The sequence below is a fragment of the Lactobacillus sp. A27 genome (genome assembly GCF_016742815.1).
In the GTDB taxonomy this organism is placed as follows: Bacteria; Bacillota; Bacilli; order Lactobacillales; family Lactobacillaceae; genus Lactobacillus; species Lactobacillus gallinarum.
Window position 1 is genome coordinate 1 of record NZ_JAEHNT010000008.1, and the last position, 18709, is coordinate 18709.

An 18709-nucleotide genomic window follows, 5' to 3' on the forward strand; every position below is an offset into this window, starting at 1 on the left:
ACGATAAATTTCTATTTTTTGTTCTTTATTAAATTTAGACATAGTAAAAGACCTAAAAGTGTCTCACTTTTAGGTCTCACTTCAAATCTTACCAACTGTGTTTTTTTGTTTTTACCAAATATGTAACAAACGTGTTGGGTCTAACTTGCTTAAGTTAAACTGATGAACGTGCTGCTTAGAATTTTCTGGAAATTCTTTAATAAAATCAGCAACGTTGTACAGTCCAGTTGAATATGTCCATACACCCTTCACTTTTCTAATTGGGTCAAGCATTTCATTTCTGATTGGGTAAGCAGAAATCAAGAAATGCTTGTGATGAAACTTGAATACAAAGTATGGTAACTTAAATTGTTTTACAGCTTCATCTTCGGTCTTAGCAATTGAAACTACATTGCGATATGTACCATATTTTTCAGTAAACTTTTCATTAAATGAAAAATAGAAATTAGAGATATGCACATGTGGAAAATCTTCTTCTTCCACTTGATCTGGAACTGCAATCACATGTGCATAACTATCTAAATTACTTTCTCTTTGGGACAAAGCGTGATCCATCTGATTAGGGACAATCTTGTGTGCCCAATATGGTACTTCAGGATGGGCTTCATATGAACGATACATTTGCTTAACTACTTCTGGTTTTACCCAGTCATAATGCATTCTTGTCTGGTTACGTTTAAGCAAATTCTCTAATGTATTGTGTTGCATCAAATCAACCACAAAACATTCATAATGATACTTATCCACCCATGACTTAAAATGTTCAATTGCACTTGGAACAATATGCGTTCCATCGACAATTACGGTTTCCCCATGTTCCATCTTGTGTTCTACAAGGTGATCCACCATTTGCTCAGTACGCACTGTTACGTGCCGCGGAATAACTTGGTGTAATACATCCGCATCCTCTTGATAATAAACTGTCAAATCCGCCAATAATAACCTTATTTGATCTCGACTAATCGCATAAGGCGTTAAGTGATGGCGTGCAATAAAAGAAGATTTACCGGAGCCAGGTGCACCTCGTAATAAAAATAATTTACGCATGCCTAATACTCCAAACTAAATATACTAGAAATCATTATAGATTTTACCATAGATACGCGAAAATCATTATTAAGAGCACTAAAAAAATGCAGCAAGCTGCATTTTACCCCCGAAGTATTTCTTTTTTAACAATATTTAACTGATCATCCATAGTATAAACAATTGGTTCTGCGTTAGGCACTTCCAAGTTTACAATATCGTGATTGTTAATATTTTCTAGTTTTTTGATTAAAGCTCGCAGGCTTGAACCATGAGCTACTATTAATTGATCTTCTCCATTAAGCAATCTTGAGGCAATGTGATCATAATAATATGGCATCAATCTCTTTTGCGTTTGATGCAAACTCTCTGCACGCGGCATTAAATGTTGATCACACAACTTATAGCGACGATCAATAATTGGCGATCCCTGCTTGGGCGGAATGGAATCAAAACTGCGCCGCCATAATAAAACCTGTTCTACACCAAAGACTTTGCGTGAGATATCCTTGTTGAGGCCTCTCAAGGCGCCATAATGCCGTTCATTTAAGCGCCACGTCTTAGTCATAGGTAGCCACAAAAAATCGCATGTTTCAGCTACAATATTGGCTGTCACAATGGCACGAGATAAGACAGAAGTATGAATATGCGTTGGTGCAAAATCAGAAATAGTATTAATCAATTCACCTGCTTTTTTAGCTTGTTGCTCGCCCTTCTTAGTTAATGGCACATCATTCCAGCCCGTATAAACATTTGCAGCGTTAGCAACACTTTCACCATGTCGAACCAATACTAATTTCGCCATTTTATCGATCCTTTATTTAAGTAAACATCTAACAATTATAACTATACCAGCAATTGTAAAAATTATCCCCAAAATCATAAACGCCTTAATGCCGCCCTTATTATTGGGCTGCTTGCGTCTATTAAAGGCATAAGACATGTCATAGATTCCCATGATTAAAACAATTATCGCTGTAAAAATATTAACTGAGAACATCTTTTCACCTAATCCTCATTAGTCCCACGGCCTGGAACGATCATTTTATCATTGCGTCCACGTTCGCATTCCGCTTGTAACGTCACATGGTTAATACCCAATTTGGCTTTAAGTTTTTTACCAATATCTTGATAAAGATTCTCAAGCTCATCTGCATGAAGATTGCGATCAACATTAATATGGGCATCCATCATAATAAAGTCATCACTATAGCGCCATACATGGACATGGTGAATATTCTTTACTTCTGGAAAAGAAAGCACAATGTCATTAACCGAATTTAAATCAATATCAGGATTTGATTCCATCAATACATTAGCAGCCTTCATCGTGATCTCATAAGCCTCATGTAAAACAAAGACTGAAACTAGAATTGTCAAAACAGGGTCAAGCCAAGTTACATTCCAAAAGTAAATAAAAATCGCACCAATTACAACAGTCACACTAGATAGCGCATCACTAAGCATGTGGATAAATGTTGAACGGACATTTAAGTTTCCTTTAGCATCATGATGCATCGCTAACATAGAAATAATATTGGCGACTAGTCCGATAATTGATACAACTAACATAATTCCACCATGAATATGTTCCGGTTGCCCAAATCTTTGAATAGCTTCGACGAATAATACAACACTGATAACTATTAGCACAACTCCATTAGTAAACGCAGCCAAGATTTCGGCTCGATCATAGCCAAAAGTCTTTCGTTGATTGCGACTTCTTCTACTAATTAAGTGAGCTACAAAAGATAAAATAATGGCCCCCACATCGCTTAAGTTATGCACAGCATCTGAAAGCAATGCCAGTGAACCTGATAAAATACCACCTAAAAATTCCGCAATAGTAATTATCACATTAAGCAATGTAACAAATACATAACGCTTTGTTGTATGATCTTTATTCATAAATATTTTCCTTCCGTTATCAGTGTACCAAAAAAGCCCTACTTATGCAGTAGGACTTATTTTTACAGTTTTTCGGCATTGACATTGTAATCTACAATTTCAAATTTACCATTATCGTGCAAAATTCCACGAGTGACACTTCCATTATCTGGGAAAATGATATCGTGCTTACCATCGCTCTTATTCCAATATTTAATAGATAAAGTCTTGATAAAATCACCATGAGTTACTAATAAAACTCTTTGTTCATTTTTAGTCACATCTTTTAACACATCGATGGCACGAACCATACGTTTATCTAACTCATCTTTATCTTCGGCTAAGTGTCTTGGATCAGCTCTCTTAGTAGCTTCACGAAATTCACGCAAACCTACTTGGTTGATAATCTTAGCAACATTATCTTCATGCCCTATACCTGCTGCCATTGCTACTTGATCCCAGGTTTGGTTAATATCATCACCTTCAAAAGTTCCGAAGAATACTTCACGAAATTCAGGCAACTTTTTAATTTTACCAATATCTGAGACCAAGTTAGCATCTTTCATTAAATGAACAGTATCAATTGCTCTTTTTAAATCAGATGAATACATATTATCAAAGTGAACTTGACTCAAAGCATTAGCAGTCACTTTTAAATCGTTAATTCCCTTAACAGTCAGTGGTGAATCACACCAGCCTTGCACCTTATTCAATTGGTTAAACATGGTTTCACCATGACGAACTAAATAAACTTCTGTTGACATATTAACCCTCCCTTTACATTAATAAACATTGTATCAAACTTAACGAATATATGCTGTATAAAAGAAATATGATGCTTGAACAAATGCAAGTGTAGCAATGAAAATTCGAACTGGCTTCTCTGGCACTCGCCTTAAAATTGCAGGTCCAATATAGCCACCAGCAAACATCCCTATGGCTAATGGTATTGCCTGCAGCCAATAGATATGCGAAGTAAACATAAAAATAATAAGAGCCACTAAATTAGCAAAACCACAAATCACATTTTTGATTGCGTTAATCACGATGAATTTTTCATTAGTAATGTAGGTCAAAAGCACGAGTACTATTACACCACCGGCTGCACCGAAATAGCCAGTGTAGGCTCCCATTATTAAAAGCGCAATGAAATAGATCACCTTTAACCACATCGGCTGCTTTTTGGTATTCAAACTATGATGTTTGCCTGAAACAATGATCATAATTCCAGAAAATGCTATGAAAAATGGTACTGCTTTTTCAAAGACACTGGATGGAAATGAAAGTAAAAGCATGCAGCCAATAATTGAACCGACTACAGTAAAAATAGTGTAAAACCAGACCTGTTTCCAATGTCCCTTTAACTCTTTCGTAGAGGAGACAGTTGAACCTATACTAGTCCAAATTAATGCGGCATCGTTTGTTACATTGGCAAAAACCGGCGGAATACCCACAGCTAAAAGCACCGGATACGAGGCAAGTGATGCCATTGATGCAATAGAAGAAAGTAAGCCGCCAGCTACTCCACCTAACAATAAAAAGATTATCGTCCAAATCGTCATTTTCTATTCCCTTTCTTTACATCATCCAATCCATTATAATTCTAGTAGTTACTAACATAAAGGAAGTTATCAAATGTCTACATTCAATACTTTAATTTTTATTCCTGAGGGCAGTCTTTTAAATGAAAAACTAGCTGAAAAAAATGCTCTTCGCCAAACTTTAAAACATTACGGCATAGATTGGGGACCAGCTGAGCGGATTAAATATACTAGTTTGCAAAAGCAATTTAAGCTTTTATCCACAGATGAACAAATCGATCTAGCTTTGTCCACATACCTAAAAGAAGATTTAGCTGAAACACGAGCTGTTTTTGCACAAAAAATGCAAAAACAAACTCGCTTAGTTAAAGGCGCTACAGATTTTTTAGATGAAATTACTGGTTCTCTTCGTCTAATTTTACTTGCTAAAGAAACCAAAGCTCAAATTGAGCCACGTCTTGCGCCAACTGAATTACTCAGTTCTTTTAACTTTGCTTATTTTGCAGACGATTTTAAAGATAAGCTGCCTAGTAAAAATATCTTTTTCAAAATATTGAAGGATCATCCTGAGATTGATCCTGACAGTACTCTCGTGATTGGCACAAATCTAGATGAAGAAATTCAAGGCGCAGAAAACGCAAATCTAAAATCTTTATGGCTTGCACCAAAAAAGGATAAAATTCCTATCTCACCTCGTCCTACCCTACATTTAAGCAAATTAGCAGACCTTGATTTTTATCTAGACCTTGATTAATAGTTATAATAAATATATGTCACTTAGAAAGGATGATTTTGATGACAAAAGTTGCTGTTATCTTTGCAGATGGTTGTGAAGAAGTTGAAGGTTTAAGTGTAGTCGATGTATTACGCCGTCTAAATGTTGAATGTGATATGGTCGGCTTGCACAGTAAAGACGTAGATGGTGATCACCACATTAAGTTAACTTGTGACAAAGTTGTGGACAACAGTTTGCTTGACTACGATTTAGTTGCTTTTCCAGGTGGAATGACTGGTTCAGCTAACTTACGTGATGATGAAAAGTTACGCGATTTAATGGTTAAGCGTCATGAAGCTGGAAAGTGGGATGCTGCAATGTGTGCTGCTCCTCGTGCATTAGCTCGCTATGGTGTATTAAAAGATGCTGAGTTCACTTGCTATCCAGGTATTGAAGAAGAATGTGCTAAGTATGATCCAAGCGCTCATTTCAGTGAAAGAATTACTGTCACTGACAAAGAACACAAAGTTTTGACTAGCCGTGGTCCAGCTACTGCTTGGGCATTTGCTTACGCTATTGCAGAAGCACTTGGTGTTGATACTAAGCAATTGAAGCATGGTATGCTTTACGACTACTTAGCTGATAATATTCAAGATAGTTTATAATTTGTGGAAAACTAAGAGCTAAAATGTTCTTAGTTTTTTATTGCACCAAAAAAGCATCCCTGATTGGGATGCTTTTTGTATAAACGTAAATCCAAAGATTAACGCTTTGAGAAACATAACCCTATTTTTAAGACGTTTTATTACATTTTAATACTCTTGAAAGCCTATTATTACAGCATTCCTAATTAGAAAAATGTTTTAAAAGACAATAAAGAGTATTAAAAAGTATCAAAAATCAAAGTTTAGTTACCATTTGTTACCAACGCTGATGGTCAATCTGCTTAGAATCTAGTTAAAGCTAGATTCTTTTTTATTGATCTAGTTCTTCTCCCATGGCTGGATACTCATAAGTTGTAGTTAAAAGCATTGCTGTAAAGTTTAATATGATTTTCGCTTCTTTTTCAGTACTTTGTGTTAAGTCATGAGTTGCCCTATTACCCATTTGTCTTATTTTATCTACCCAGCTTGTGCTTGTAGCAGTTATTAAATTATGATCTTCTAAATATTCAATATAATATTGAAAAGTTTTATTCTCTTCTGCACCTTGTTCAACACCAATATGCATTAATATTTTTCTGCATAATAACATAACTGCTGTGAAAGCATCTGCTTGATAACAATTTCTGGCTTCATTGTAAATATTATTTACAACTTCTGGAACATGTTCAAAGGATTTCCCATAAGGAATTCCCGGCACTTGAATTCCATTAAGTAAAAAAGTTGGATAACCACATCGGTGACATATATAAATTCCTGCTTTTAAGTAATCAGGAGTGTCATTATAAAGAGCACTAGGTATTGCCAATCTATATCCTTGATCTGATGAAACTACTGTATTACAGTTCCAACAAGTATAACTTAATGACGGTAAATTTTGTACATTTACCCATTGAGCATAATTACCTGCAATTTCTATTTGGCTTATTACACGACTCATGAAAAATTCCTTTCTAATATTGGTATAACTTTATTGACTTCCTAATTATACTAGTTTTCAGTAAAATGTTATATAAAGGTAGGTTTGCAACATGAAATTAATTGATGAACAAAAAAATGCCAAAGTTTTTGTCAAAAAATGGCTAAATAAGGGAAATGAAAAACAATATACTTCAAAATTCTGGATTGATTTATTAACTCTAGTTTTTGGCGTTAAAAATGCCACTAATTATTTAGACTTTGAAAAACCAGTTACCATCATTGGAGAAGATAATAAATCATGTCAGAAATATATTGATGTCTATATCCCTAATACTAAGGTTTTAATAGAACAAAAGGGACAAAATATCTCTTTATCGAAAAAAGAAACTCAATCAGATGGCGCAAAACTAACACCATTTGAACAAGGATTAAGATATAATCAGAATCTCGCACATAATGAAAATGCTAGATGGATAATAGCATGCAATTTTCAAACTTTTGAAATACACGATATGAATCATCCTCAAAAGCAGCCGGTAATTATCCCATTAAATGAATTACCTACTGAAATTTATAAATTAGATTTTCTCATTGATAAAGAGACTAAAAACATCGAAGAAAAAACTGATCTATCAATTAAAGCTGGGGATTTAGTAGCAAAAATCTATGATGAGATATTAAAACAATATGGTAATGATGTTACTGAACAAGATTATCAAAATATTAATCAACTTTGTGTGAGATTGGTTTTCTGCCTCTATGCTGAAGATGCGGGCTTATTTGGTAAAAAAAATCAATTTTCTAATTATCTCAATTCATTTACTCTAGTTCAAATGAATGGTGCTTTATCACGTTTATTTCAGACCTTGGATACACCCGAAGAAAACAGACCTAAATTTTTAGAAAGTGATCTTCAGGTTTTTCCATATGTTAACGGTGGACTTTTTAAAGATGAAGTTGAAATTCCACCATTTACTCAAAAGTTAAAAGAATTACTTTTAAATAAAGCTAGTCAAGGATTTAACTGGAAGAACATCTCTCCTACAATATTTGGTGCTGTTTTTGAAAGCACATTAAATCCGGAAACCAGACGTGAAGAAGGGATGCACTATACATCAGTTCAAAATATTCACCGTGTAATCGATCCATTGTTTTTAGATGATTTAAAAAAAGAACTACAGTCTATTAAAGAAGAAAAGAAACTTGGCGAGCGCAAAACAAGAGCTAAAAACTTTCAAACCAAACTTTCACAGCTTAATTTCTTCGACCCAGCATGTGGTTCAGGAAATTTCTTAACTGAAACTTATCTCTCTTTACGAAAACTTGAAAACGAAGCCATTATTATTCAGCGAGAAGATAAAAACGGAAACATTCAAGGAGAATTTACATTTGATAGTAAAGATTTAATTCAAATTACTATCCAACAAATGTATGGCATTGAAATTAACGACTTTGCAGTTTCAGTTGCCAAAACAGCTTTATGGATTGCAGAAGCTCAAATGTATGAAGAAACAATAAATGCTACTGGTTTACAAAATGGTAGTGTTACTAACTTTTTACCTTTAGATACATACGAGAATATACATAAAGGTAATGCTTTACGTTTAGACTGGAATAAAGTTATCCCTTCATATAAATTAACCTATATTATGGGAAATCCGCCATTTAAGGGATTAAGTAGTTTACCAGCCAAAGATAAAGCATTAAAGAAAGAACAAACTGAAGATATGGATCTTGTTTTTGGTAAATTACCTAAACATGGAAAGCTAGACTATGTTTCTGCATGGTATGAAAAGGCAGCCAACATGATGCAGGGAACAAACATAAAAACCGCATTTGTATCTACAAATTCAATCACTCAAGGTGAACAAGTTGGTATTCTCTGGAAACACTTATTTGAAGATAAAAATGTAACGATTACTTTTGCTTATAGGAGCTTTGTTTGGAATAGTGAAGCTACAATGAAAGCTCATGTTCATTGTGTAATTATTGGCTTCACTTGTACAAACTATTCTGGAGATGTTTTACTGTTTGAGGATGAAGTAGCAAATAAAAAAGTAGTTTCTTATCTTAATGGTTATCTCACTGATTTTGACAACATCTATATTCAATCAAGAAAATCTAAGCCTCCTTTTAACATGCCCGAAATGCATAAAGGCAGCCAGCCAACAGATGGTGGCGGACTTATATTGACCCCTAAAGAAAAGGATAAATTTTTATCAAAATACCCAAATGATAGTGATCTAGTTGATTTATATCTTGGTTCTAACGAACTGATTAAAGGAAAAAAGCGCTACTGCTTATGGTTAAAAGATATTAGCCCTGCTAGATTTTCAAAAAATAAGTTTATACTTGATAGACTAAATACAGTCATTGAAGCTAGAAAAAATAGTTCTACAGACGCTGTTAGAAATAATGCTGAAGTTACTCCTTATTTGTTTACGCAGATTAGGCAACCTGAAACAGACTATATTGCAGTGCCTGAAGTTTCATCTGAAAATAGAAAGTATATTCCTATTGCTTTCTTATCTAAAAATGTCATTGCAAGTAATAAACTTTACTTAATTCCAAGTGATCAACTTTGGATTTTTAGTGTTCTTATTTCCGAACTTCACATGACTTGGGTAAGAACTGTAGCTGGTAGATTGGAAACTAGATACAGTTATTCTCCCGCTGTATATACTAACTTCCCATGGAAACAATTCAGCAACAAAGAAAAAGAACAACTAATAGATTCTGCGAAAAATATTTTAAATGCTCGTGATCTATATAATGATGCATCCCTAGCTGACTTATATAATCCAAAATCTATGCCTATTGAATTAATTAAAGCACATCAAAAAAATGATGACATAGTAGCTAAAATTTACGGTTTATCTTCTTCTCTTTCAGAAAGCGAAATTATTCGAAAATTATTTTTATTTTATGAAAAATTGAATAAAGAAGTAAGAAAGAGTAAGAAGAAGTAAACCAATGTTACTAATAAGTATTGTGCAATAAAATTAATTCTCTTTTTGTGATTTTATTTGACACAATTTTTAAACCATGCTTAAATAAAATTACAAGTTGAGAAGGGCAAAGGCTCAACTTGTATATAAGTAATTTAAGGTATATTTTTAAAGATTATTGATTATTTTAAAGAATCAAGTAGCTTCTTAGTTAGGCTACTTAAAGGTTACATTATTTTTTAAAGGAAATTATTATCTAATATCTTCTTGAATATTAGATAATGGTTAATTGTTTATTTAAGTAAAAAGCTAGAGCTAAATCATGCACTAGTTAAAAGGTTTTGTTTATTCTTTAGTGGGGTTAGTTTGCCCCTAATTCCGCACGGTTAAATCTGGTGAATAAACTGTTATTATAAAATTGAATAATTACTGAAGAGGAAGATTTTAACTTTTGTTAATATCTTCCTTTTTTCGCTCAAAAAATTATTACAAGAGCAGTTTTAACTGCTTTATTAAACAAACGGAGGTTCTTTAATGAACGACTTAAACGGTGTAGTAATCGCCAACAACGGCATTCAAAACTTCTTAAGAAGTTGCGAAGTTGCCTTAATAAAAACAACTCTTAACGTTAATGGTCAAGCAACCGCTACTGCCATCATCTTACAGGATCGCAACAACTACCCTGCTAAGAAGAACGGCGAAGCAGTCGTTAACCCAAATGGGGGTAAGAATCTGACGGTTCACATTACTGGCGACACTCCAGTAATCAACCAGTTCGTAACTGGCATCCAGTTTGAAAACTTACGAGTTACGTCTGTGTACGCAACTAGTCAACAAGATTCTACCTTTGCAACAGTTCATTATTCTTTAACGGCAGATAGAATCATTTTCCCAAAAAAGCAAGGAGAATAATTCATGCAAAATGGTACAACTCATAGAAAGCCAACTACAGTGAGAACTTACTCTCCACTTTTAGTACTTTCATTACTATCAGTCTTATTTATTATTGGTGGGCTTACCATCACTATTATTGGTGATGCAGATCCTACAAAGATTTTTACTGATCTTGCTCACAACTTAGGTCTTATGATCTTTAAGATTGGTGTTGTAGTCGGTAGCATTTGCGGATTAATCTATCTTTATAGATGGGCTAAGGGAAAAGAGCCTAAGCAATATGAGGTGCTTAAAAGAAAGAACTTGTATCCTTGGCTTTATGGCAACGATCTTTTTGTCCAAAGTGATAAAGACACTGAACACATTGTCTACCCTGATGTAATTTATCACGAAAATTGCTTTATGATTGCTATTCTGCCTGGACTTTATACGAAACTTGATCAGGCTAGTCGTGAAGTTGAAAGTTACTTAAATTCCTTAGGCTTTAACAAGATGGTGATCAGTCATCATGTTAAAAATAATTGGATGATTTTTGATATCATTGATGATTTTCAACAAAACCAACTTAATGGGCTTAGACTCATTCATACTCATGAACCACTAGTCCGCCTTGCTAAAAAACTTAACTGGGATTATATAAAGCATCCTAATGCATTGTTGACTGGCCCACGAAATAGCGGTAAGTCTTGGCTAATTTTCTCAATAATCATGCAGATGGCTTCAGCTGGAACACAGCTTTTTATAGTTGATCCTAAGGAAAGTGACGCTTACCGTTTACGTCATATACCTGAAATGAGAAGCCGAGTAGTTGGAAATGATAAACAAGATGTATTTGCTTTTCTCGAAAGATTTGTTGATCTACTAAGACAGAGAATTCACTGGGTTGAAAAACATAGAAGCTTTGCAATTACTGCCCAAGATCTTGGTATGCCTGCGTATGTCCTTATCTTTGAAGAGTATGCTGCTTTTACTGCTCAGCTCAATACAGCTGAAAAGAAAAAGCTAGATGCTTTACTAACTCAAATTAATCTTTTAGGTCGGCAATACTCTTTCATGGCAATTTATGTAATGCAACAAGCACGTGCTTCAACTGGATCTCAATTTTCAACCGCCATGCGTGAACAAATGGGACTTGTTGTTGCTATGGGGCAAGAACCTGAACAAAGTCTTAAGGCTACTTTTGGCTATGAATATGACATTCCTCAAGTTAAACTTTCTCAAGGTGAAGGGTTGCTATGGATGGAAGGCAATTCTAATGGTAATGTAATTCAACCTTTTACTTCTCCAGATTTAAGTGACTTGAATTTTGAAAAGATCTTCAAAGATGTTCTTAAGTCACAAAGTGATGATAAGCTATTGGAATGCTCAAAAGTGCCAGCCAGTCAGTATCCTGACTAGGATGGCGGCACACGGTTTACCGTGTGCCTTTAACTTGATTAACGTCAAACAAAAGAAGTAAAAATGCAGTCTGATAAACCTATTAACAATGATTCAGTTGTGAAAAGTTATCGATATGGCGATACTCTCGAATTGACGAATTCTATTGGCAAAAGAAAGCAAAAAACTAGAGTAATTAAAGGCCACAGATATGTTGAACTAGCTACAGGTGAAATCAAAAAGATGAAAACTGATGCTAAAAACAGGTCCGACAATTACAAAAGTGTGCAGAGTACCATGAGAAAACTACGTAGACTAATTGCTAATAACTTCTTCGGTGGAGTTAATGAACTGTGGATCACCTTAACTTTTAAAGAGAACCTAACAGACAGCGCTAAAGCTTATACCTACTTTAAGGTATTCATGCAACGATTAAGTAAAGACTATAAGCATATCGAATATATTGCAGTCATTGAACCACAATTAAGAGGAGCTTGGCATTTTCATGTTCTGCTAAAAGATACTACTGGCAAAAAATTATTTATCTCTAATAATGATCTTGCCGATAAGTATTGGAAAAAAGGATTTGTTAATGTTAAACGCCTTAAAGAATCTGATAATGTAGCTGCTTACGTAATGGCTTATGTTAGCGACGTAAAACTTCCGTCCACTGAAGAAGAAAAAAAGCAACATAGTTCAAAAATAAAAAAAGGTCTAAGACTTCACATGTATCCAAAGGGTCTGCGCATCTACAGAGCTTCACGTGGCATTAAAAAACCGATAGAAAAAACGGCCAAAAAAAGTGAAATATTTGAACAAAATAAAATTAATTCAAATATGAAACCCAACTTTATAGCTGAAAAATACAGAGTAATTAATGGCGTACAAAAAGACTTTAAGACTGAATATTACAATAATCTTTTTAATCGAAAGGATTAATCAAGATGGCAAAACTCTTAACTAGAAAAGAAGCCAGCGCATATGTTGGAATTGCCGAAAAAAGCTTTGATAAAGCATTTAGAGCAAATCCTGATTTTAAGCGTTTCTACCTGAGTGATCATGTTGAACGATACACCAAAGAAAGTATTGATCAATTCATTGAAACTCATGAGAGAGGCTTCTCTAAAATTTAATTGAAGAAGGTCGGCAGTCCTGTTAAAGTAAATTTAAACAGATTGGCTGTCGGCCTTTTTTATTACGAAAGGAAGACAATCAATGTCATTTATTCAAAAGCGTGGCAATTCATTTAGAGCCATGGTATCAGTTACTCAACACGGAAAGCGTGATTTACTAACAAAAACATTTAACAGCGAAGAAGAAGCTAAAATTTGGGCTTTACGTTTAGAATTAGATAAAGCAAGTGGTAAACAAATTGCTGAAAGAAACTCACTCTTCAAAGATTTTTTCTTTTTATGGGTCAATACTGTTAAAGTAAATGATGTTAGACCGACCACTTTTAATAATTACAAACAAGCTATTAAAGTAGTTAATAAGCTGTTCCCTACTGCAAAACTTGGTAATCTTGATGATGTGCAAATGCAAACCGTATTAGATAAATATGGTGAAACGCACTCTCAAAAAACAGTAGTTGAATTGCTTAAGAAGATTCGGACTTCTTTGCGTTATGCTTATGCTAAAGGCTATTTAACTAATGATTTTGCAAGTCTACTTAAAGCTCATGGTCAAGAACAGAAAAAGAAAAATAAAGCATTATCAATTACTGATTTAACTTCATTAAAGCATTATCTGCTTCAACATACTAACAATGAATTTAACTTGTTAGTGTTACTTGAAATCTCTACTGGTTTGCGTCGTGGTGAAATTCTTGGCTTAAAGCCAGATGATCTATACTTTGATGGGCAATACTATTGCGTCAATGTTAGAAGATCAATTAGCCCAACTAGTGATGACACTCACCTTAAAACTAAAGGCTCAAGACGCAGTGTATCAGTTAATAAAGAGGTTTGGGATTTAGTTAAAAACATCCCTGTAAAAGAGAATGGGTATATCTTTGATTGGTATTCATTCAAACTTTCCGACAAATTAAAAAGATTGCTAAACAAAATAGGCATCTCACCTACCACATTCCATGGTCTGCGAGATACCCACGCTTCTTTTTTATTTGCTAATAACTTACCTTTAACCTATGTTTCTAAACGCCTAGGTCATGATAGTATTTTAACTACTGAAAAATATTATCTAGAATTAATGCCAGAAAAAAAGCATCAGCAGGACGCTGACGCTTTGAAACTTTTAGCTAACCTATGATTGTTACCATAAGTTACCATGCAGTTTTTAATAAACGTTGATATAACAACAAAACCAGTATGAAATATTAACGCTTTGAGAATTGTGAAGCTTTACGGGCTTTCTTCAAACCTGGCTTCTTTCTTTCCTTCATTCTTGGGTCACGAGTTAAGAAACCTGCCTTCTTAAGTGGACCACGGAAGTCTGGGTCAACTTCAAGAAGAGCACGTGCAATACCGTGACGGATAGCTCCAGCTTGGCCAGAGAAACCACCACCGTTAACATTAACGTGAACGTCGTATTGACCTTCAGTTTCAGTTAATGTTAAAGGTTGCTTTAAATCTTTAACCAAGTTAGGGTATGGAATGTATTGATCAACATCTTTACCGTTAACAGTGATCTTACCGTTACCTGGTACTAAACGAACACGCGCAACTGAATCCTTGCGGCGACCAGTACCTGTGTATGCAGCTTGTTGTGCCATTATTTAACCTCCTAATTAAATTAACTTGTTGATATCTAACTTTTCAGGCTTTTGTGCTTCGTGCTTGTGGTCTTCGCCAGCATAAACATGCATCTTCATGAATTCATGATGACCAAGAGTGTTCTTTGGAAGCATACCCTTAACTGAGATTTCAACCATCTTAACTGGGTTATTAGCAAGCAACTCGCCGTATGAAACAGCCTTCAAGCCACCACGCCATTCTGAGTGGTGGTAGTAGAACTTGTCTGAAGCCTTTTTACCAGTCAACTTAATCTTTGAAGCGTTGATAACAATAACGTTATCACCGGTATCAACATTAGGTGTGTATTGAGGCTTGTTCTTACCTCTCAAAATAGTGGCTACAGCTGCAGAAAGACGACCTAAAGATACGTCAGTTGCATCAACAATGTACCACTTACGTTCGATTTCACTAGATTTTGCTAATGGTGTAGTACGCAATTTAAATTCCTCCGTTTATTTGCAGTTTGAAAACAATAAGTTTCCGGGGCCTATCGTGGACAAACATACTATACTAGAGTACGTCCTTTTTGCTAAAAAGTCAATTATAAATGCTGGTCTAATCTATATTTTTGTGGTATTTCATCATAAAAAACATGATAAAGATAAAGACCACTTGCTTGAGCCGTTTGTCGTACTTCCTGCCTATCTTTAGCGGCAATTACACGCTTTAAATCATGAATTGGACGCCGTCCATTGCCGATTTCAAGCAATGCAGCAACCATAATTCGAACCATATTGTATAAAAAACCAGAACCAATAAAATCGAATATTATTTCATTCTCTTTTTCGTCCTTAACAATGTTTACATAATAAATTGTTCTAACTTTATCTTCTATTTGCCCACCGCTTGCCGCAAAACTAGTAAAATCATGTTTGCCTAACAAGTCTTGCGCAGCTTCTTGCATTTTTTCTACGTCTAGCACATATGGAAAATGTCCTGTATAAAACCGTTTAAATGGATTAACAAAATGATCCAAACTTACACGATAGCGATACCATTTACCTTGAATAGAATATCTAGCATGAAAATTTTCATTAACTATTTCACAATCATTAAAAATAATATCAGTTGGCATCATTGAATTTAACGCCAAGATCATTCGATTAGCTGGAATAGTTTTACCAGGATAATCAAAATGAATTACCTGTCCAACAGCATGAACTCCAGCATCTGTTCTACCAGAGCCTTGAACAATAATGCGTTTTCCCTTAGTCATTTTCTTTAATGCATCTTCAACGGTTCCCTGAACTGTACGTTGATCTGGCTGCAGCTGAAAGCCATGAAATAAATGACCATCATATGCCATTGTCATCTTATATCTAGTTGCCATAATTAATGTGTCCTAAAAATTAACAATAGTCCTACCAACAAAACAAAATATGCCAAAGAAATCAAATCATATTTTGACCAATTTAAAACTCGATATTTGGTTCTTCCTTCACTCCCACGATATCCACGTGATTCCATCGCAGTAGAGAGATCAATCGCTGTCTCAAGTGAGTGAATGAATAATGGGATAAGAATCGGTGCGATTGCTTTAGCTCTTTTTATTAAGCCACCATCATTAAAATCCGCTCCACGTGATCTTTGAGCATTCATGATTTTTAATGTCTCATCAAATAAAGTCGGAACAAAACGTAAAGCAATCGAAATGACGAGTGCAATTTTATCTACAGGAACTTTCACCACTTTTAAAGGCTTAAGTAACCATTCCATTGCATCTGCTATCTCCAGAGGCATAGTCGTCACCGTCATTACTGTGGAAATCAAAATGATTAACGTGAAACGGACAAAAATATATATCGCATTTACGATACCATAGCTTGAAATACTAAATATCCACCAATGCCAAAAAACTTTGCCACCAGTCATAAAAAACAATTGTAATAGGGAAGTAAAGAAAATTAAGCCTATTAAAGGTTTAACACCATTCAAAAACACTCGAGCTTTTAATCCTGTAGCAATTATCGCTAAAAAGCAAAATAAGGTAATAATTGCATAAGTAATAGGATTATTGGCTAAAAAGATGGCCAAAATAAACAAAATAGTGATTAATAATTTACCTCGGGGATCCATTTTATAAACAAGAGAATCACCTGGAATATATCGTCCAATAATTATCTTACTCATTAAACTCCCCCCTGCACATTTTCCTTAATTCCATCAACTAATTCTTTGATTGTCAACGGATTTTCTTTAAATCTGAAGCCCTTTAACGATGATGCAAACAAACTAGAAGTAGGTTCATCTAAATAATGCTTTTTTAACCATTCCTCATTTTCAAAAACTTTTTGTGGTTTATCATGTTTAATTAATTTTCCGTGTTCCATTACTAAAACATCATCCGCATATTTAGCAACATCATCCATATTATGAGTAACCAAAATAACAGTATGACCGGCCTTTTGATAATTCACAAAAATCTGCATCATTTCTTCTCGAGCTCGTGGATCTAATCCCGCTCCAGGCTCATCCAGACAGAGTATTTGAGGTTCATTGACCATTACACCTGCAATTGCAACGCGTCTCATCTGTCCCCCAGAAAGCTCAAATGGAGACTTAGAAATCACATCCGTTGACACCCCCACTTGCTCTAGCCATTTCTTTGCTTTAGCTTCGGCCTCTTTATCACTCATTCCAAAGTTTTTTGGACCAAATTTCACATCATCAAGTACAGTGTTTTCAAATAATTGACTTTCTGGAAATTGAAACACTAATCCTACTTCTTTACGCAGTTTTTTTAAGTTCTTATTTCCAGTTTGGGACGTAATATGATATCCCGCTATATCAATTGTTCCTGAACTTGGTTTTAGCAATGCATTAAAATGCTGCATTAAAGTCGATTTTCCACTACCTGTATGTCCGATTAATGCAATAAAACTATTGTCTAATAATTCAAAAGAAACATTGTCTAACCCTTTTTTCTCCATTGTTGTTCCAGGAGAATAAACATAATTTACATTTTCAAATTTAATTGACATAGATATTGCTTCAACTCATCTTTCGTTTTTACATTCTGGGGCACTCGAATCCCATTTTTATTTAATTCCAGTATTAATTTATTAGTAAATGGAATATCTAACCCTATTTGTTTAAGCATAGAAGTTTTATTAAAAATCTTTTCTGGTGAATCCTGATCAATTATTTCACCATCATTTAAAACAATCACACTATCTGCCATACTGGCTTCATCGATATCATGTGTAATGGAAATAACCGTTAAATCCTTTTTCTGCATCAACTCACTAATTATTTTAAGAACTTGTTTTCTCCCACTCGGATCAAGCATAGAAGTAGATTCATCTAAAATAATAATTTTGGGTTCGACAGCTAGTATTCCAGCAATAGCTATTCTTTGCTTTTGTCCACCAGAGAGATTAGCGGGTTCAGAGTCAATATATTCCAACATGCCTACTTCAGATAAAACGTTCCTTACTGTTTTTATCATTTCTTCTCTAGGTACGCCGCGATTTTCTAAGCCAAAAGCTACGTCATCCCCTACAGTAGCACCAACAAATTGATTATCTGGATTTTGAAAAACTATTCCAACTTTTTCTCTAATATTCCAGATATTTTCAGCTGTCACAGGTGTACCTAAAACCGTAATTTTACTATTAGAATTCTCATCTGGTAACAGTAAACCATTGATCAACTTGGAAATTGTTGATTTTCCGCTACCATTATGTCCAATTAAAGACGTCCATGACCCTTTTTTTACTGTAAAATTAACATCCTTTAAAACAGCTTTTTTTGTATCTGGATAAGTAAACTTGACATGTTGAAACTCAACAGCATCATCCTTAGGCATGCTGACACTTCCCCTCTAAACTACTTATTAGTAATTGTAACAGAAAAAAGAGCAAAAAAAATCATCCATGAAGAGGGATGATTTCTATCATCTAAGCTAGACTAAGCTTTCGCCATCATCTTTACGCTTTTTCTCACTTTCATGGATAATTCTTAATACGTATTAAGTTGTGGTAAT

At 34.5% G+C, this 18709-nt stretch carries 21 protein-coding genes; 8 read left to right on the plus strand and 13 right to left on the minus strand.

Annotation, left to right across the window (positions count from 1 at the left end; genetic code table 11):
- Positions 1-111: 111 nt before the first annotated feature.
- From JEM49_RS01150 to JEM49_RS01175, 6 genes are all read right to left on the minus strand, one after another.
- A complete protein-coding gene (locus JEM49_RS01150; protein ID WP_025005243.1) occupies positions 112-1047 on the minus strand; it encodes an AAA family ATPase in 936 nt (311 codons plus the stop codon).
- Positions 1048-1150: 103 nt separating this feature from the next.
- Positions 1151-1831, minus strand: a complete 681-nt coding sequence (locus tag JEM49_RS01155) for a 2,3-bisphosphoglycerate-dependent phosphoglycerate mutase (protein WP_087175968.1) — start codon at positions 1829-1831, stop codon at positions 1151-1153.
- A gap of 12 nt (positions 1832-1843) precedes the next feature.
- Complete coding sequence (locus tag JEM49_RS01160; protein ID WP_201873277.1) at positions 1844-2026, minus strand: DUF308 domain-containing protein; 183 nt, start codon at positions 2024-2026, stop codon at positions 1844-1846.
- Positions 2027-2034: 8 nt separating this feature from the next.
- A complete protein-coding gene (locus tag JEM49_RS01165; RefSeq protein ID WP_201873278.1) occupies positions 2035-2934 on the minus strand; it encodes a cation diffusion facilitator family transporter in 900 nt (299 codons plus the stop codon).
- A 62-nt stretch (positions 2935-2996) separates the two neighbouring features.
- A complete protein-coding gene (locus tag JEM49_RS01170) occupies positions 2997-3677 on the minus strand; it encodes a histidine phosphatase family protein (protein ID WP_025005247.1) in 681 nt (226 codons plus the stop codon).
- 39 nt (positions 3678-3716) lie between these two features.
- On the minus strand, positions 3717-4475 hold the full coding sequence (locus JEM49_RS01175) for a sulfite exporter TauE/SafE family protein (protein WP_087175967.1): 759 nt from the start codon (positions 4473-4475) through the stop codon (positions 3717-3719).
- A 73-nt stretch (positions 4476-4548) separates the two neighbouring features.
- On the opposite strand from JEM49_RS01175, the gene JEM49_RS01180 reads away from it, so the two are divergent.
- Together JEM49_RS01180 and JEM49_RS01185 are read left to right on the plus strand one after the other, a co-directional pair.
- The gene (locus JEM49_RS01180) at positions 4549-5208 is read left to right on the plus strand and encodes an HAD family hydrolase (RefSeq protein WP_087175966.1); all 660 of its coding nucleotides are present in this window, start codon (positions 4549-4551) and stop codon (positions 5206-5208) included.
- A 41-nt stretch (positions 5209-5249) separates the two neighbouring features.
- Complete coding sequence (locus JEM49_RS01185) at positions 5250-5834, plus strand: DJ-1 family glyoxalase III (protein ID WP_025005249.1); 585 nt, start codon at positions 5250-5252, stop codon at positions 5832-5834.
- 310 nt (positions 5835-6144) lie between these two features.
- Here the strand turns inward: JEM49_RS01185 and JEM49_RS01190 are convergent, their stop codons facing one another.
- Positions 6145-6771, minus strand: a complete 627-nt coding sequence (locus tag JEM49_RS01190) for a DUF4145 domain-containing protein (RefSeq protein WP_201873279.1) — start codon at positions 6769-6771, stop codon at positions 6145-6147.
- Between the two features lie 91 nt (positions 6772-6862).
- Here JEM49_RS01190 and JEM49_RS01195 point away from each other — a divergent pair, with 91 nt between their 5' ends.
- The 6 genes from JEM49_RS01195 (at position 6863) to JEM49_RS01220 (ending at position 14239) form a co-directional block, all read left to right on the plus strand.
- The gene (locus JEM49_RS01195) at positions 6863-9721 is read left to right on the plus strand and encodes a class I SAM-dependent DNA methyltransferase (RefSeq protein WP_201873280.1); all 2859 of its coding nucleotides are present in this window, start codon (positions 6863-6865) and stop codon (positions 9719-9721) included.
- A gap of 513 nt (positions 9722-10234) precedes the next feature.
- Entirely contained in the window at positions 10235-10612 is a 378-nt protein-coding gene (locus JEM49_RS01200; protein WP_201873281.1) for a hypothetical protein, read from the plus strand.
- A gap of 3 nt (positions 10613-10615) precedes the next feature.
- On the plus strand, positions 10616-11992 hold the full coding sequence (locus tag JEM49_RS01205) for an FtsK/SpoIIIE domain-containing protein (protein WP_201873282.1): 1377 nt from the start codon (positions 10616-10618) through the stop codon (positions 11990-11992).
- A gap of 63 nt (positions 11993-12055) precedes the next feature.
- On the plus strand, positions 12056-12910 hold the full coding sequence (locus JEM49_RS01210) for a rolling circle replication-associated protein (RefSeq protein WP_201873284.1): 855 nt from the start codon (positions 12056-12058) through the stop codon (positions 12908-12910).
- Positions 12911-12915: 5 nt separating this feature from the next.
- A complete protein-coding gene (locus JEM49_RS01215) occupies positions 12916-13104 on the plus strand; it encodes a hypothetical protein (protein WP_201873286.1) in 189 nt (62 codons plus the stop codon).
- An 82-nt stretch (positions 13105-13186) separates the two neighbouring features.
- The gene (locus JEM49_RS01220) at positions 13187-14239 is read left to right on the plus strand and encodes a tyrosine-type recombinase/integrase (RefSeq protein WP_201873288.1); all 1053 of its coding nucleotides are present in this window, start codon (positions 13187-13189) and stop codon (positions 14237-14239) included.
- 67 nt (positions 14240-14306) lie between these two features.
- Here JEM49_RS01220 and rpsI read toward each other — a convergent pair whose 3' ends face one another.
- The 6 genes from rpsI to JEM49_RS01250 all read right to left on the minus strand — a co-directional run bounded on the left by rpsI (position 14307) and on the right by JEM49_RS01250 (position 18532).
- Entirely contained in the window at positions 14307-14702 is a 396-nt protein-coding gene (rpsI, locus tag JEM49_RS01225) for a 30S ribosomal protein S9 (RefSeq protein ID WP_003625832.1), read from the minus strand.
- Positions 14703-14717: 15 nt separating this feature from the next.
- Positions 14718-15161, minus strand: a complete 444-nt coding sequence (gene rplM / locus JEM49_RS01230) for a 50S ribosomal protein L13 (RefSeq protein ID WP_025005250.1) — start codon at positions 15159-15161, stop codon at positions 14718-14720.
- A 104-nt stretch (positions 15162-15265) separates the two neighbouring features.
- Complete coding sequence (gene truA / locus JEM49_RS01235) at positions 15266-16054, minus strand: tRNA pseudouridine(38-40) synthase TruA (protein ID WP_201873296.1); 789 nt, start codon at positions 16052-16054, stop codon at positions 15266-15268.
- A 2-nt stretch (positions 16055-16056) separates the two neighbouring features.
- Positions 16057-16854, minus strand: coding sequence for an energy-coupling factor transporter transmembrane component T family protein (locus JEM49_RS01240; protein WP_087175964.1), 798 nt, complete (start codon positions 16852-16854; stop codon positions 16057-16059).
- Complete coding sequence (locus JEM49_RS01245; protein WP_201873298.1) at positions 16854-17705, minus strand: energy-coupling factor transporter ATPase; 852 nt, start codon at positions 17703-17705, stop codon at positions 16854-16856. Before JEM49_RS01245 ends, JEM49_RS01240 begins: the two co-directional genes overlap by 1 nt.
- Positions 17681-18532, minus strand: coding sequence for an energy-coupling factor transporter ATPase (locus JEM49_RS01250; RefSeq protein ID WP_025005253.1), 852 nt, complete (start codon positions 18530-18532; stop codon positions 17681-17683). The genes JEM49_RS01245 and JEM49_RS01250 overlap by 25 nt, the downstream gene beginning before the upstream one ends.
- Positions 18533-18709: the final 177 nt, after the last annotated feature.